A 15,742-nucleotide genomic window follows, 5' to 3' on the forward strand; every position below is an offset into this window, starting at 1 on the left:
TTACACTACATATAGTGATAACGTCAAAAATACGATTTATTTTGTAAGGATGAAAGTTGGATTTATTGATGAGAATCTAATTTGAATTTTAGAGATTGTAATAATCGTTTTTCGAAATCATGAATAATACTTTCTGCCCAAAAATTTCCGTACCAATTTAATTTAGAATTTATTTGATATTCGCAGGAAAGAGTAATTTTTGTTTGCGTTGAATTTATTTTTTCTAAACGATAATTTATATTTTCAAACTTAAAATAATTTCCTTTCAACACATGTTGATCCGTTGGTTTTTGGCGAAGTTTAGACTTTGAAATATCTATTTTGAAATTTACATATTTGTTTTCTTCCAATTCAGTAACATATTCAAATAACTCCAAATCATCTGTAAATTTTCCGATACGAACCAATTGATTATTTTCTATAAACGATGTCGATTTTATTGGGCGCGGAACACCAATAAATTGATAAAATCCATCTTTATATTCATCTTGCTTTATTTCTTTGACTTCAATCAAATTAGGAAAAATATTTTCAGGTTGATTATTCACAACAATAGAACTTTCTGTGGTAAACAATTCGCTTTTATCAGGAAAAACATTTTCAATTGGAAATAAAAACAACGGCAATAATAAAATTGAGTATAGTTTTTTATCATTTTCTCTTTCTGCTGTTCTGCTCCCACAAATTAATCCTGCAATTCCTGCAACTATTAATGCTGGAAATCCCAATATTAATCCACAAACCAAATCTTCAATCCCTGTCATTAAGCACGTCATAATATAAATTACAACTGTAATTATTGGATAAAAAAATTGTTTCAATTTTGATTTATAAATTTCTGTAGAAGAATACAAAATCGGAACTACTCCAATAATAATTGGAATTCCGAAAAGAAAGGTATAAGTTAATAGACCTCTATCAAATATACTATATGAACTATCACCAATTACCAACCGAAAAAGCAAACCATATAATGCTCCTAAAATAATTCCTATATATTCTGATTTGAACTTCATCGCGTTAATTACATTTCATTAAATTAAAAGTACAATTTATTTTGTAAGGATGAAAGTATTGATTTGAATGAAAGCCTTGTCAAGATTTAGAACCCTCGATAAGGCTTCGAGTGATTTGAATTAAATATTTTGAGAAATCAATTTTTAGTTTTTTAACGCTATAATTTTCTCAATCATTCTTTCGGCATTTCCGTTGGTTCCGCCAAGGCTGATGGCTTTGTTGTACCATTCTAAAGCCAAGTCGTACTGCTTGTTAGTAAGGTAAGCTTCGCCCAAGCTGTCGGCAACACTGGCGTTGTTCGGGAACTCTTTTACAACCAATTGAAATATCTTGATAGACTCGTTAATTTTGCCCGCTCTTAATAATTCGTAACCCAAAGTGTTAAGTTCGGTTGGATTTTCAAAACTATACTCTTTTTCGGAAGTATTTTTCAATTGATAATAACTTTCAATCGCTTTATTGACGTCCATTTGCGCTTCTTTTCTTAAAGCTTGATAAACCGATTTTTTGGGAATTTCAAAAGGTTTTCCCAACATAATATCACGAATGATATGTCCTAAATCCCAAACTTTATTCCGATTGTTGGATGCTAAAATGATAACGACATCGTTTTTCATATCATTTAATACCAGCGATTCAAATTTGTACGAAACACCATTGTGGCGTTGCAATTCTTCTTCTGCAAAATAATCTCCAAACGATCCACCTTGATGGTCTTTTGTGTAAGGATTATTCAATAATGTTTCAAAGGATTTTCTGGAAATTAAACGATTGTGATTCATCGCATCAATCCATTTGTACATGTCACTAGTATCCAACCAAAGCCATCCACTGATAAATTCCATTTCTGGGCATCGAACATTGTCCATATCATAACAAGATGTTCGGTTTTTATAGCCTGCTTTTGCATCAAACACAGAATTAGTCATTTTCAAAGGTTTGATAATGTTTTTCGTTACAAAATCTTGAAAAGTCATTCCTGTTATTTTTTCAATAATTCTTCTTTGTAAAAAAACATTGACATTATCGTATCGGTAATCCTTTCCAGGTTCGAATAACAACGTATCCGTTTTTCTTAAAATCTTCCAAGCTTCTTCATCGTTTTTCTGGACGATTAACCCGTTTTCTATTCTGGGAATTCCGCTGGAATAATTAATCAAATGTCTGGTTGTTACTTTTTCCGACCATTTTGGCAAATCCAAATTGTATTTCGAAATCGGGTCGTCAAGATTAAGTTGACCACGTTCTACCAACATCATAATCCCAACTGCATTAAACTCCTTTGCAATAGAACCAAAATTTAAAATTGAGCTATTAGTTAATTGAGTTTTCTTTGTTTCGTTGGTAAAACCAAAAGATTTTTGATAGATGATTTTTCCTTTTTTAGCAACCAAAACATTTCCATTGAACAAATCTCTTTCGTAAGATTTACTCATTAAGGAATCGATTTTTTCGGTGACATTTTGAGCGAAAGTGAAACTTGAAAAAATCAAGAAAAGGAAACCGAAATTTTTTGCTAGATTATGTACTATCATAATTGTCTATTTCTTCGATTCTTTTTCAATTTTTGAAAGCATTTCTTTTGCGTTTTGATTGGCCGGTTCCAACTGCAATACTTTTTGATAATCAGCTTTTGATGCTGCGAAATCTTTTTTATCAAAATAAGCTTCAGCACGGCTATCGTACGCATTTGCTAAATCAGGAAATTGATTAATATTCAAACTGAAAATCTTGATAGCTTCATCAATTTTGTTATTTCTTAAAAATTCGTAACCCAAAGTATTCAGTTCGCTTGCATTCGAAAAATTGTAATCGTTTGGATTGGTTAACTTCAATTTTTTGTAAAGTTCGATGCCTTTATCAATGTCTTGATTGGCGATTTTTTTAATTGTTAACGAAATAGATTCCTTTATGGGTTCAAATGGATAATTTTTCCAATGATTTTGATAAGCAATATTTGAAACAATTTCATTGATTAGCTGCATGTTTCTACCGTTGGTCATCACAACAACGCCGTTTCCATCTTCCAAACTTCCAATGTAGTGACAAACAAATCCATCATTTCCACCGCTGTGACCAAAGTATTTTGTACCATTATAATCTTGAACAAATACACCTAAATTGTTATCAAGCCTTTTAATTGACATTTCTTTTGAAAGAATTTTATTGGATTTCCCTTGTAAAGACAGTTGAGTTTCGATGATGTATTTTGCCAAATCTGTCGGATTTGTCCACAAACCAGCAGCAGCTTGTTCGGGATAAATATGGTATTTACCAATAACTTCTACCTTTCCATTGTAACCCGTCGCTAAAAGATTTTGCTTGTCCGACGATGGCGGTTGATTGAAGGAACTTTGCTTCATTCCCAAAGGTTGCAAAACATTTTTTAGCATATAATCTGCATATTTTTCGCTAGTTACATTTTCAACAATTAATTGAGAAACAGTCGTGCCGCCTCCTGAATATTGAAACTTGAGACCAGGCTCAAAAATAGAACGAACGGCATTAGAATTTGCAGGTTTTTCGCCATCCAAAATTTGGGTAATCGTCGGTAAAGCTTGTCCTTTTTCATAACCACCAAAACCGCTGACAGAAAGTCCTGCCGTATGACTTAACAATTGCGCGATGTTGATTTTTTTTCCTTTTGAAATCGAATCGTAAGGAAATTTCCAAGTTTTTAAAAAGGTATTAATATCCTGATCCAGATTTAATTTTTTAGCTTCAACCAACTTTAGAACGCCCAAACTGTTAAACGATTTACTAATTGATGCCGCCTGAAAAAGTGTTGCTGTGGTTGCTGGTCTTTTCTCAGTGACATCTGCAAAACCGTAAGCTTTTGTCCATTCAATTTTGTAATTTTTAACGACAGCAATACTTACTTCATTGACTTCGTAAAAATCCATTCTCTCTTTTAAAGTCGTTTTTTTGGTTTTAGTCTTGTCCCAAGCATTTAAATTATTCTCTAAAGATTTGATTTTTTCGTTGATATTTTGAGCATAAGTGAAACTTGAAAAAATCAGAAAAAAGAAAAGGATTGTATTTTTCATATGCGAAACCATTTGATTGTGATTCATATTCAATAATAATTATTTTTCTGCAAAACTGCGTCAAAATGCTTTAATACACGACCGACTAAAAAAAGTCGAACTCATTTTCCGAGAAATACTACCAATTAATTCGGATTTTTCCTAAAATCTGTCGGCGTTGTACCTGTGTATTTTTTGAATGAAGTACTAAATGATGACTTGGAATTGAAACCTACTTCATAAAGAATTTCTAAAATTGTCAGGTCTTTTTTGGATGGATCTCGTAAAATTTCTTTGGCTTTTTCGATTCGATATTCATTAATAAAATCAAAAAAATGTTTGTCCATATACAAATTAATCAAAGCCGATAAATCTTTCACAGGCATCTTGACTTGCTCCGCCAAATTCTGAATCGTTAAGGATGAATCCAAGTAAGGCTCATTTTTAAGCATAAAATCTTTTAAAGATTCGATTGCTGCATTTTTCTCCGCATTAATTTCGGGACTTGGTTTTTCTTCGGAAACGTCTTTTTTAATCGGTTTTAAACTAGAATTCACACCTCGAAAAAAATCGGGATTATTTAATGCGACAAACAAATACCAACAAGTACAAACAAAAAAAGAAATACCATCAAGCATCACAATCCATTCCTTCAATTCTCCATTCCCATACGTAAAAGTAACCAGCCATCTTATCAATACTAAAAAATGAACAACATAAAATAAAATGTTGATTTTATAAAGAGTATTAAGTATTGAAATATTGGGATTGGTATAATTCTCGAGATAGACCTTTTTTGACTTTCTAATGACTAAAAATGAAGCAATAAAATAAACTTGAAACAGAACTTCAAAAAGAATGTAGAAAAATCGCATCATCGGTGATTCGCTCAATTCATTGATAAAACTAATTTTTCCAGCTCTGTCTTGAAAATATATTCCATAAGCCATATACAAATTGAACGCAACAAAAGGAATACAATGCCATAAATGCTTCGGTTTTAATCGGAATTTGGTGTAACAAACCGACAAAACATAGAAATAAAATGATGCGGGAAAGATATAGTTAAAACTCCAGCGGAAAGCTTCAAGGTTCATATAATTGACGGGGAAATCGCGCATCAAAAACTTCAAACCATCTGCAGCAGTCGTAAAAAGAAAAAACGCAAGTAAACAGTTGGAAAATTTATGCTTGGTTTTCACCGTAACCAAAAATAAGGCAAGGACAAGTACAAGGAAAATCCCTATAAAAGCAGCTATTTCTTTAAATGTGAAGTTGTCCATTTTTGTTTTGAATACAAAATCAAATGTAATATTTTTTCACATCTTTGAGAAAATACATTTATTCAATAAAATCTACATACAATGCTCATCCATCCCATTTAGCTGAAGAGCTTCTTTGGCTGGTGAGATAAAAGGTATGTTTAATTCTAATCCGCGAAGGATAAATAATACACCCAAAATAAGTGTGATAATTGGTAAGATTTTTAAGATCGTTTGACGCTGTTTCACTGATAAAAAATTACCAAATAAAACGGTTGCAAACATCAAAGGCAAAGTTCCAAGTCCGAAGAAGAACATAAACATCGCACTTTTGTAAACAGATCCTAAACCAATGGCTGCTGTAAGTGAAGCGTAAACCATTCCGCAAGGTAAAAGTCCGTTTAATACACCAACTATATAAAGAGAGGAAGAATCTTTCTTGATTAAGAATTTACCAAGAGAGAGTTTTACTTTTACCATCAAGGCGTTTACAGGACGAAGTTGCGTAGCACCATTTTCGTAAAATTTTGGAATCATGACCATAATAATCATCAAAACTCCAATCAAAATACTTAGATAATTTTGTAATCCAACAAATGAAAATGATTCACCAATCAATCCTAAAATTGCACCTAAAATTGTATAAGTGGTTACACGTCCTAATTGATAAGTCAAATTACGAAGTGTAAATTTTAGTTTGTTTTGAGATTCTAATCCCAAAGATAAAGCAATAGGTCCGCACATCCCCACGCAATGCAGGGACGATGTAAGACCTATGGATAATGCTATGATAACTATTGTGAAATCCATCGAATGGACTTTTTAATCAAATAAGTTTGATTATTTTCTTTCCAGCTTAAAGTTAATTCGTATTCTCCGTCAATTAACTTAACAGATGGTACTAAAAAATTCTTTTTATCAGATAATTTAATCGGCATTTTAACATCTTTTGTTTCGTCATCATTACGCATCAAAAAAATATCTCCTTTAAAATCGGCAGCAGTAGTTGCTGGAAATTGAAATAAAAATCCATTTGCTTGTACAATAACTTCTGGCTTTTCTGCCAAAGCATTTGCACGTTTTTCAGCATTTATTTCATCCTGAAAATGAATTTCTTTTTCGTAATAATCCTCGGTTACCATTCCGCCTGTATCTCCTGCAAAATATAACAACGATAGAATGAATATCATAAAACACCCCAAAGCAATTGCTACATAATGTCCCCAATTTAACTTCATATGATTAATATTTGAATGGAGCTGAGAAGCTCGTTTCGTATTTATCGATTACTTTTCCTTTTTGATTGACTAATCCAATCACTACTTTTTCTTTGTAAGATTTTACTTCATCCATTGGAATTTTCAAGAAGAATTTCCCTTGGATGATTTGACCTTTTTCCATGTTCAATTTATTTTCGCCTTCGTACATTTCTACTTTTGAGTTTTTGTGTGATAGCAATTGAACTGTTACAATTTGGTCTGCATTTGTTTTATTGTACAATGTATACTCGAATTGATTAACGTAATATTTACCTTCTACTTTGTAATCTGTTCCAGGAACTTTAAGGTATTTAGATTCTACATCAGAACGAGAGAACAAGAAAGCTGTCATTGCTCCAATTAATAATAATAAAGCAAATGTATAAGCAGCTAATCGTTTTGTGAATTTGAATTTTTCGCCACGTTTGATATCATCTTCCGAAGCATAACGAATCAATCCTGTTGGTAAACCGACTTTTTCCATTACTTCGTCACATGCATCAATACAAGCTGTACAGTTAACACATTCTAATTGGATTCCGTTACGAATATCAATTCCAGTAGGACAAACAACAACACATTGACCACAGTCAATACAATCTCCTTTTCCTTCTGCTTTACGATCTTCATTCTTTTTGAATTTTGCTCGACCAGCTGTTCCTTCACCACGTTTGAAATCGTATGTTACATTGATTGTATGCGAATCAATTAATACTCCTTGGAAACGCCCGTAAGGACAAACCAATGTACACGCTTGTTCGCGAAACCATGCGAATACGAAATAAAACATCGCTGAGAAGAAAACTAATCCAACCAATGTTCCTACATTTTCGGCTGGTCCTTCTTTTATAACTGCGTATAAAGCGTCAGCACCAATAATATATGCTAAGAAAACATTAGCAATAATAAATGAAATGATAGCGAAGATGGTCCATTTCAATAATTTTTTACGAATTTTTTCTTCGTCCCAATCTTGCTTATCTAATCTAATTTGTTTTGCTCTATCTCCTTCTATGGCGTATTCTATTTTTCGGAAAACCATTTCCAAGAAAATTGTTTGCGGACATACCCATCCGCAGAACAAACGACCATAAGCCATGGTGAATAATACGATGAAAATAATTGTCGTAATCATTCCTAAAGCTAAAAGGAAGAAATCGGATGTAAAGAACGGAAATCCGAATAAGATGAATTGGCTGTGCAAAACATCAAATTTGAACAATGGATTTCCATTAGGTAATTTAAAGAAAGGCGTTAAGATTAATATTGCTAACAATACATAACTTACATACGTCCTATAGTTTGTAAACTTACCTTTTGGCTTTTTAGGATAAACCCATTTACGTTCTCCAGTTCGCTCCATGGTTCCAATGGAACTACGAACATCTTCTTTCATTTGGTTGTTATCATCCAAATAATCGTCTAAATTAAATTCATCTTTTGGGTCAGAATTTTGAACACTCATTTTAGTGAATTTTAAATGTATACAAATTTACGACTAAAAAAGAAAAGAGAGCTTATAAATAAGCTCTCTTTCAATATGATATTTGTTGTAATTATTTAATGAATTACTTTTGTTTCCATGCTTCCATTAAGTCACCTTGAGGAGCAGCTGCACCTTCTGCAACTGTTTTCGTAGGTTCTTTTTGGTTGATGTAATAAACATAAGAAGCTACTTTCTCAATTGCTAATCCAGATAACTCTTTACGTTGACCAAATGCACGCATTTGAGGATTGTGAGGAGATCCATTGTAAACAATGTGATAGATATTTTTGAACAAACTATCTTCTACATGATTCACCCAGTAATCATCAGTTAAGTTTGGTCCAATACCTCCTTTACCACCTTCCATGTGACATTGAGTACAGTTTTGCTCAAAGATTTTTTTACCTTGTTCTACGATTGCAGGATCGTTAGATTTGTTTACAGCTCCTGTGATATCAATATCATTTGCAACTGCCCAAATACTATCTTGCGCATCTTTGTAAACCATTTCTTCTTCGTATTCTTTGTCCATGTGAGCAAAGTCTGTGAAGCTATATGCCATTACGTAAACTACCATAAATACTACACCAAAGTAGAATAATGATAACCACCATTGTGGTAAAGCGTTGTCTAACTCTTTGATTCCGTCAAAACCGTGATCTAAGATAATAGATTCTTCTTCTTCGTCTGATTGTTTTTTACCAGCACTACTGAACAATCTTTTGAAGTAACCTATTTTACCATCTTCTAAATATTTAGCTTGTTCTTCTTCAGATAATCTTTTAAATTTCTCTGCTTCAACAACTTTGTTTAAAGCATTGATGATTAAAAGCATCACGATTGCAACTGCTAATACTGCCCAGAAAATTCCTTGTGCAAACACATGTTTCAAGTGCTCCAATAAATTGTGCATCATTCCTTGAAAACCTGGTTCTGGCACCACATCTACTGGCGTCACCATTGTAAACGCTAAGATTACTGCTAATAGCGTTAATGGGATAAATATATAAGCCGGGGTACGTTGTCTCATTTTGTATTATTTTTTTCGTTCTCTTCTGGTTCTAAATCTAAAGCTGCTGACTCGCTGTCTTTGTAAAACTCTTTTGGTTTTTTCATAACCTTAACAAAAATCGTCACAAAGACTACTATAAATCCTATTAGGATTAATGTCTGCAATAAAGATGCATACTCATACTGAGAAAGGAATTCTTTATAATATTTTAACATTAGTTACTTGCTGTCTCTACTTGTTCAGCTTTGATATCTGTTCCTAAACGTTGTAAATATGCGATTAACGCTGTAATCTCACGATCTCTTAACGGAACAAACTCTTTACCTTGTTGTTTAGCTTCTGCTTCTTTTTTCGCATATAACTCTTTCAAGTCAGACGCATCTTTAAAGATAGTTTGCTCTATTGCTAAAGCTTGTTTGTTCATAGAAACTTGCATACTGTCAAAATCTTCTTGTTGATAAGGAACACCTAATGCAACCATTGATTTCATTTTATCACGCGTTAATTCACGGTCTAATTTATTATCAATTAACCAAGGGTAACGTGGCATGATAGAACCATCTGATGTAGAACGTGGATTCCACATGTGTTTGTAATGCCAAGCGTCTGGGTTTTTACCTCCTTCGCGGTGTAAGTCTGGACCAGTTCTTTTAGAACCCCATAAGAATGGGTGATCGTAAACAAATTCTCCTGCTTTAGAGTATTCACCATAACGTTTTACTTCGTCACGGAATGGACGAACCATTTGCGTATGACAAGCATTACATCCTTCACGAATATATAAATCACGTCCTTCTAATTCTAACGGAGTATAAGGTTTGATACTTGCGATTGTAGGTACGTTTGATTTTACTACGATTGTAGGAACAATCTCTACTAAACCACCAACTGCTAAAGTTAATACAGCTCCAATTGTCATTACCAATGGAGTTCTCTCAATCCAAGAGTGAACACCTTCTCCTTGTGCACGTGTAGAAGCTTTTGGTGCTAAAGCTGGTGCCTCTGCTTCCTCGTTTGCAACAAAGTGTCCAGATTTTACAGTTTTCCAAACATTGATAATCATTAAGATTGATCCTAATAAATATAATGTTCCACCAAATGCACGTAATGGATATAACCATTTTTTAAGAATAGTAACTGTTTGTAAGAAGTTACCATATTCTAATGTTCCATCTGCTGCGAATTGTTTCCACATTAAACCTTGTGTCCATCCTGCAACATACATAGGAATTACCCAGAATAAGATACCGAAAGTACCAATCCAGAAGTGAGCATTAGCCATCTTAACAGATGCTAATTTTGTATTGAATAATTTTGGTGCTAAGTAATAGATCATACCAAATGCGATAAATCCATTCCATCCTAAAGTACCTACGTGTACGTGAGCAGGAACCCAGTCTGTAAAGTGACCAATTTTATTCAATGTTTTTGTTGCTAACATTGGACCTTCAAAAGTAGCCATACCATAACAAGTTAAGGCAACTACGAAGAATTTCAAAATAGGATTTTCTCTTACTTTATCCCATGCACCACGTAATGTTAATAAACCATTTAACATACCTCCCCAAGATGGAGCGATTAACATGATAGAGAAACCTGTTCCTAAAGCTTGCGCCCAACCTGGTAATGCTGTATAAAGCAAGTGGTGAGGACCAGCCCAAATATAAATGAAGATTAATGACCAGAAGTGGATAATAGATAATTTGTATGAGAATACAGGTCTATTAGCTGCTTTTGGTACAAAGTAATACATTAATCCTAAGATAGGTGTCGTTAAGAAGAATGCTACGGCGTTGTGCCCGTACCACCATTGTACTAACGCATCTTGAACTCCAGAATATAAAGAGTACGATTTTGGAGCTGTTAAACTAAATGTTACTGGGATTTCTAAATTGTTAAACACGTGTAACATTGTAATTGCTGCCCAAGTTCCGATATAGAACCAAATTGCAACGTACAAGTGACGTACACGACGCTTAGCAATCGTTAAGAACATTTGTGCTCCAAACAATACCCAAACTAACGCGATTAAAATATCAATTGGCCATTCATGCTCAGCATACTCTTTAGAAGTGTTGTATCCTAAGATAAATGTTACAAATGATAATACAATAAATAATTGCCATCCCCAGAAAACGATCCAGCTTAAAACATCGCTGTACATTCTGGTTTTCAACAACCTTTGCATTGAATAATAAGCTCCAGTAAAGAAAGAGTTCCCAACAAAGGCGAATACCGCAAATGTTGTGTGAATCATTCTTAATCTACCAAAACCAAGTTTTCCTTGCGAATTGATTAATCCTTGAATGTTTCCTCCAATTGTTCCATCATCCGATCCGAAGATGTATTCTGGTAACGTAGGAAAAAACAACAAAGTTGCAACCAATACTCCAAAGAAAAATGCCATAACTGCCCAAAACAATGTGGCATAAAGGAAATACTTTACGATCTTATTGTCGTAACTAAAAGTCTGCATTTGCATTATGAGTCGATTTTATCTTGTGTTTTTTTATCATCTTTTAACATTCTCACCGCTGGAGATTCGTCTTCGTCAAACTGCCCTTTCTTGTACCCTAAAAAGAATAAAAGAAGGAAAATTGCCCCCAAAGAGACACTAACTAATATCATTAATAATAATATCCCCATAGCTCCACAAAATTACAAAGCCCTAAGTTCTTATCACAATGATTTTGGTCAGAGCAGTATGTATAACTCTAATTTAAAATCAATCTAAATTCCATTTTGTTAATTTATCCGCAATTCGGGTACTTGCCGTTGCAAAAATTAACACTGAAATAGAACTTATTGGCATTAATATAGCCGCTACAACTGGCTGTAAATAACCAGAAACAGCAAAACTAAGTCCAACAATATTATACAAGAAACTGATGAAAAAAGCAATTTTTACAAATTTCATCGTGGTCTTCGATAACTTTAAGAAATTTGGAATTGCAGAAAAACTTTTTGCATCCAAAATTCCATCACACGAAGGTGAAAAACTGTTAATATCCTCAGAAATAGAGATTCCAACTGTACTTTGTTTCAAAGCTCCAGCATCATTCAATCCATCTCCAAGCATCATCACTTTCTTCCCATCTTGTTCCAATTGTTTGATGTATTCTAACTTATCAGTTGGCGATTGATTAAAAATCAATTTTGCATTGGTTGGAAAAATAGTTTCTAAATATTCTTTTTCAGAATCATTATCCCCAGACAAAACGTGTAACTGATAAGCATCCAATTCTTTCAATAAACGATCTAAACCTTTTCTATATCGATTGGTGTAAACAAATTTACCAAAAACTTCTTCATTAATTGATATAAATACTTGAGATTGATTTAAAGTATTTTCATTAAAAATAGCATTCGTAAAACTTCTCGAACCAACTTTTATTTGATGTCCATCTACATCAGCTTGCTGACCTTTTCCTACAATCTCTTCGTAATTAGAAATCGGTAAATGATCATCAACTGTCAACTTCTTATATAATGTACGACTTAACGGGTGATTAGAGTTTCTAATCAATGCTTTCACCAATTGCTTTTGATACTCAGAAAGTTCTTTCCCTTCATATTGCACTTGCGCTTCATCACTTTCCGTAATTGTACCAGTTTTATCAAAAACTACATCTGTAATTTTTTCCATTCTTTCGACTGTCGATGTATTTTTTACATAGAATTTCTTGTTACCGAAAATACGCATCATGTGTCCCAAAATAAACGGAGACGATAAACCTAACGCACAAGGACAAGCGATAATTAAGATTGATGTAACAACTTCTAATATTTTTGAAGAATCGTGGAAATACCAATAAACAGCAGAAATTGCTGTAATAATAAGGATGATTAATGTAAAATAATGACTGATTTTATTCGTCAAAGCATTCAACTCAGATTCTTCTTTCTGGAAAGCATCATTGTTCCATAATTGGGTTAAATAACTTTGATTAACATCCGAAATAATTTCTAACTCAATTGCATGACCAGATTGTTTTCCGCCAGCAAATATTTTATCTCCAGCTTTTTTCTGAATCAAGCGAGATTCTCCCGTCACAAACGAGTTATCAATCATCGCTTCACCTTTCATCAAAATAGCATCGGCTGGAATAATTTCTTCATTTCTAATTAAAATTCGATCACCTTTTTTCAAATCAGCCAACAAAATTGGTTGTTCATAACCATTTTCTAGTTTCGCAACTGCAATTGGATAAAACGATTTGTAATCTCGGTCAAATGCCAACGCTTGCATTGTTTGTTGCTGAAACCATTTACCTGTCAACATCAAAAATAAAAGCATCGCTAATGTATCAAAGTAACCTGGCGAAATATCGAAAATGATATCATAGGTCGATTTGAACATAATCACAATAATTCCTAACGCAATAGGTACATCGATATTGATATATTTATTTTTCAGACCTTGCCAAGCCGAAACAAAATAATCGGTAGATGAATAAAAGAAAACAGGCAACGATAACGCGAACATTGTCCAACGGAAATATCCTTTGTTTTGATCTAACCATTGTTCTTTTACATTACCAAAAACTTCGACATATTCTGGAAACGATAAAAGCATAATATTCCCAAAACAGAATCCTGCAATTACCAATTTGCTCACCAAAGAACGATCGACTTTACTTTTTTTCTTTTTGTCTAATGTTTTTAGATTAATCGAAGGTTTATAGCCTAAATTTGTAATAAATCTTGCCAAATCACCTAATTTCAAATCCGCATCACGATACGTAATCTGAACAGTTTTTTGCGTAAAATTGACATTAGAAGATATAATATTTGGATTAATCGTATCCAAACTTTCTAGCAACCAAACACACGAAGTACAGTGCATTACAGGCACGTAAAAGGAGACAACTGTAACGCCGTCATCTGAAAAATCGACAACTTTATCAAAGATTTCTTTTGTGTTTAAGAAATCAAATTGATGATTACTTTTTCCATCAGGACGCAAACCTGCATTACGATTAAGGTCGTAATAATCTTTTAGATTATTTACGTTTAAAATCTCGTAAACCGTTTTACAACCCTGACAACAAAAATCCTTTTCATCGAACTGAATAACCTCTTCTTCAATCCGTTGACCACAGTGAAAACAATTCTCTTCCATACTATTTTACAAAATTACTTTCCTTTTATCAGAATTAACGTTAACTTTGTATGAATTAAGTCATAACAACAAGATATGTCAGAGTTTAATGAGAATGTAGTATCGATTAAAGCGATGTTTGATAACCCAGAGTCTTTCGGGGTTTTTAGTAAGGAAGAATTATTGGAGTTTGAGCAAGAAAAGAAAATCATCAACCTAAAAAAAGGAGACGAAATTATACAAGAAGGTCATACACCAAAAGGTATATATTGCGTCATGAAAGGAACTGCTAAGTTGTTCAAAATTGGTTTTAATGGAAAAGAGCAAATTCTACGTTTTATCAACGAAGGTGACATTATCGGTTATCGCTCAATTTTAAGTCAAGAAGTTTTTGGTGCATCTGCAACTGCAATGACGCCAGTTGAAATATATTATATTCCAGAAAAATTCTTCTTAAAATTATTAGAAGTTAATCCAAAATTAGCTTTCAATATTTTACAAAGAATTGCAAAAGATTTGGGAGAATATGCAAGAACAATTACTTATTTAGCGCAAAAAACAGTTCGCGAACGTTTGGCTGAAGTTTTAATTTTATTAGAAGGAAAATTAGGAACAGACAAAGACGGATTTATCAACATTTCGTTGACACGCGAAGAAATGGCAAATTTGATTGGAACAGCAACAGAATCTGCAATTCGTTTGATTTCCGAATTCAAAACTGATGAATTAATCGAAGTTGAAGGAAGAAAAATCAAAGTTTTAGATCATCAAAAATTGACTAAATTAGGTCATGTTATTTTGTAAGAATTTATTCTTGATATAAAATCAAAAGTCGCTCTGTGAGCGACTTTTTTTATGCAAACTATTTCAATTTCATATAATAATCTTTGAGAATTGGATCAATTTTTTCGAGCGCATATCTCAACGTTGTTCTTGGCATTTGCAACGTATATTCGTCCAAAAATTCAATCAACTTTTCTTCGTTCATTTTTCCCATTTCACGCAACATCCAACCATTTGCCTTGTGCATTAAATCGTGTGAATGATTAAGATTTTTCAACACAATTTCTGGAACAATTGAAAATGATTTTTGTTTGATAAAATACATCGTTGATACAATTGCGATTCGTTTTTCCCACAAATCTTCAGAATTCGCCAATTCAAAAAGCAATTCTTCTCGCTTTTGATGAAAACAATAATGTCCCAAAATTTTATAACAACTTGTGTCAACCAAATCCCAATTGTTGATTTGAGAAGTTTGAGCAAGATAAAAATCGATAATTTCTTTTCTTACAAGTTCGTCTTTTGATTTTTCGTACTTCAAAACCAACATCAACAAAGCAGTTAATCTATATTCGTGAATATCGGAATTCAATAAATTTTCGATGTCATTTAACGAAACTTGTTGATAAAATTCTTTCGCAATCAAACGTTGATTCGGAACAGAAATCCCCAAAAAAATATCTCCTTCGCCATATTCTCCTTTTCCAGTTTTGAAAAAACGCATCATAATTTTTGCTTTTCCTTCATCCGCTAAATCTTGCAAAGTTGATTTTAATTGCTCTATCATATTTTATCA

The 15,742-nt window shown here is 33.0% G+C and carries 13 protein-coding genes; 1 reads left to right on the forward strand and 12 read right to left on the reverse strand.

Going from position 1 to position 15,742, the window contains the following annotated elements:
- Positions 1 to 62: 62 nt before the first annotated feature.
- The 11 genes from B4A23_RS14905 to B4A23_RS14955 all read right to left on the reverse strand — a co-directional run bounded on the left by B4A23_RS14905 (position 63) and on the right by B4A23_RS14955 (position 14,184).
- Positions 63 to 1,016 carry a hypothetical protein gene (locus B4A23_RS14905; RefSeq protein ID WP_291121108.1) on the reverse strand — a complete coding sequence of 318 codons (954 nt, stop codon included), beginning with the start codon at positions 1,014 to 1,016 and terminating at the stop codon, positions 63 to 65.
- 144 nt (positions 1,017 to 1,160) lie between these two features.
- Positions 1,161 to 2,453 carry a serine hydrolase gene (locus B4A23_RS14910; protein ID WP_291121110.1) on the reverse strand — a complete coding sequence of 431 codons (1,293 nt, stop codon included), beginning with the start codon at positions 2,451 to 2,453 and terminating at the stop codon, positions 1,161 to 1,163.
- A 105-nt stretch (positions 2,454 to 2,558) separates the two neighbouring features.
- Entirely contained in the window at positions 2,559 to 4,064 is a 1,506-nt protein-coding gene (locus B4A23_RS14915; protein ID WP_291121112.1) for a serine hydrolase, read from the reverse strand.
- A gap of 125 nt (positions 4,065 to 4,189) precedes the next feature.
- Positions 4,190 to 5,326, reverse strand: a complete 1,137-nt coding sequence (locus B4A23_RS14920; RefSeq protein ID WP_291121114.1) for a helix-turn-helix domain-containing protein — start codon at positions 5,324 to 5,326, stop codon at positions 4,190 to 4,192.
- A 72-nt stretch (positions 5,327 to 5,398) separates the two neighbouring features.
- Complete coding sequence (locus B4A23_RS14925; RefSeq protein WP_286487080.1) at positions 5,399 to 6,115, reverse strand: sulfite exporter TauE/SafE family protein; 717 nt, start codon at positions 6,113 to 6,115, stop codon at positions 5,399 to 5,401.
- On the reverse strand, positions 6,100 to 6,543 hold the full coding sequence (locus B4A23_RS14930) for a FixH family protein (protein ID WP_038335014.1): 444 nt from the start codon (positions 6,541 to 6,543) through the stop codon (positions 6,100 to 6,102). Before B4A23_RS14930 ends, B4A23_RS14925 begins: the two co-directional genes overlap by 16 nt.
- Before the next feature lie 4 nt (positions 6,544 to 6,547).
- Positions 6,548 to 8,029: a cytochrome c oxidase accessory protein CcoG gene (gene ccoG / locus B4A23_RS14935; RefSeq protein ID WP_180905299.1), complete on the reverse strand. Its 1,482-nt coding sequence runs from the start codon at positions 8,027 to 8,029 to the stop codon at positions 6,548 to 6,550.
- A 103-nt stretch (positions 8,030 to 8,132) separates the two neighbouring features.
- The gene (locus B4A23_RS14940) at positions 8,133 to 9,080 is read right to left on the reverse strand and encodes a cbb3-type cytochrome c oxidase N-terminal domain-containing protein (RefSeq protein ID WP_180905300.1); all 948 of its coding nucleotides are present in this window, start codon (positions 9,078 to 9,080) and stop codon (positions 8,133 to 8,135) included.
- Between the two features lie 196 nt (positions 9,081 to 9,276).
- Positions 9,277 to 11,544 carry a cytochrome-c oxidase, cbb3-type subunit II gene (ccoO, locus tag B4A23_RS14945; protein WP_180905302.1) on the reverse strand — a complete coding sequence of 756 codons (2,268 nt, stop codon included), beginning with the start codon at positions 11,542 to 11,544 and terminating at the stop codon, positions 9,277 to 9,279.
- Positions 11,544 to 11,708 (reverse strand): cbb3-type cytochrome oxidase assembly protein CcoS, encoded by a 165-nt coding sequence (gene ccoS / locus B4A23_RS14950; protein WP_019974626.1) that lies wholly within the window; start codon positions 11,706 to 11,708, stop codon positions 11,544 to 11,546. The genes ccoO and ccoS overlap by 1 nt, the downstream gene beginning before the upstream one ends.
- Before the next feature lie 79 nt (positions 11,709 to 11,787).
- Positions 11,788 to 14,184 (reverse strand): heavy metal translocating P-type ATPase, encoded by a 2,397-nt coding sequence (locus B4A23_RS14955; protein ID WP_286487084.1) that lies wholly within the window; start codon positions 14,182 to 14,184, stop codon positions 11,788 to 11,790.
- Between the two features lie 75 nt (positions 14,185 to 14,259).
- Between B4A23_RS14955 and B4A23_RS14960 the strand changes: the two genes are divergently transcribed.
- The gene (locus B4A23_RS14960; RefSeq protein ID WP_125349884.1) at positions 14,260 to 14,967 is read left to right on the forward strand and encodes a Crp/Fnr family transcriptional regulator; all 708 of its coding nucleotides are present in this window, start codon (positions 14,260 to 14,262) and stop codon (positions 14,965 to 14,967) included.
- Positions 14,968 to 15,025: 58 nt separating this feature from the next.
- Here B4A23_RS14960 and B4A23_RS14965 read toward each other — a convergent pair whose 3' ends face one another.
- A complete protein-coding gene (locus B4A23_RS14965) occupies positions 15,026 to 15,733 on the reverse strand; it encodes a DNA alkylation repair protein (protein WP_291121116.1) in 708 nt (235 codons plus the stop codon).
- Positions 15,734 to 15,742: the final 9 nt, after the last annotated feature.

This window comes from Empedobacter sp. UBA7248 (assembly GCF_002472945.1).
GTDB lineage: Bacteria > Bacteroidota > Bacteroidia > Flavobacteriales > Weeksellaceae > Empedobacter > Empedobacter falsenii_C.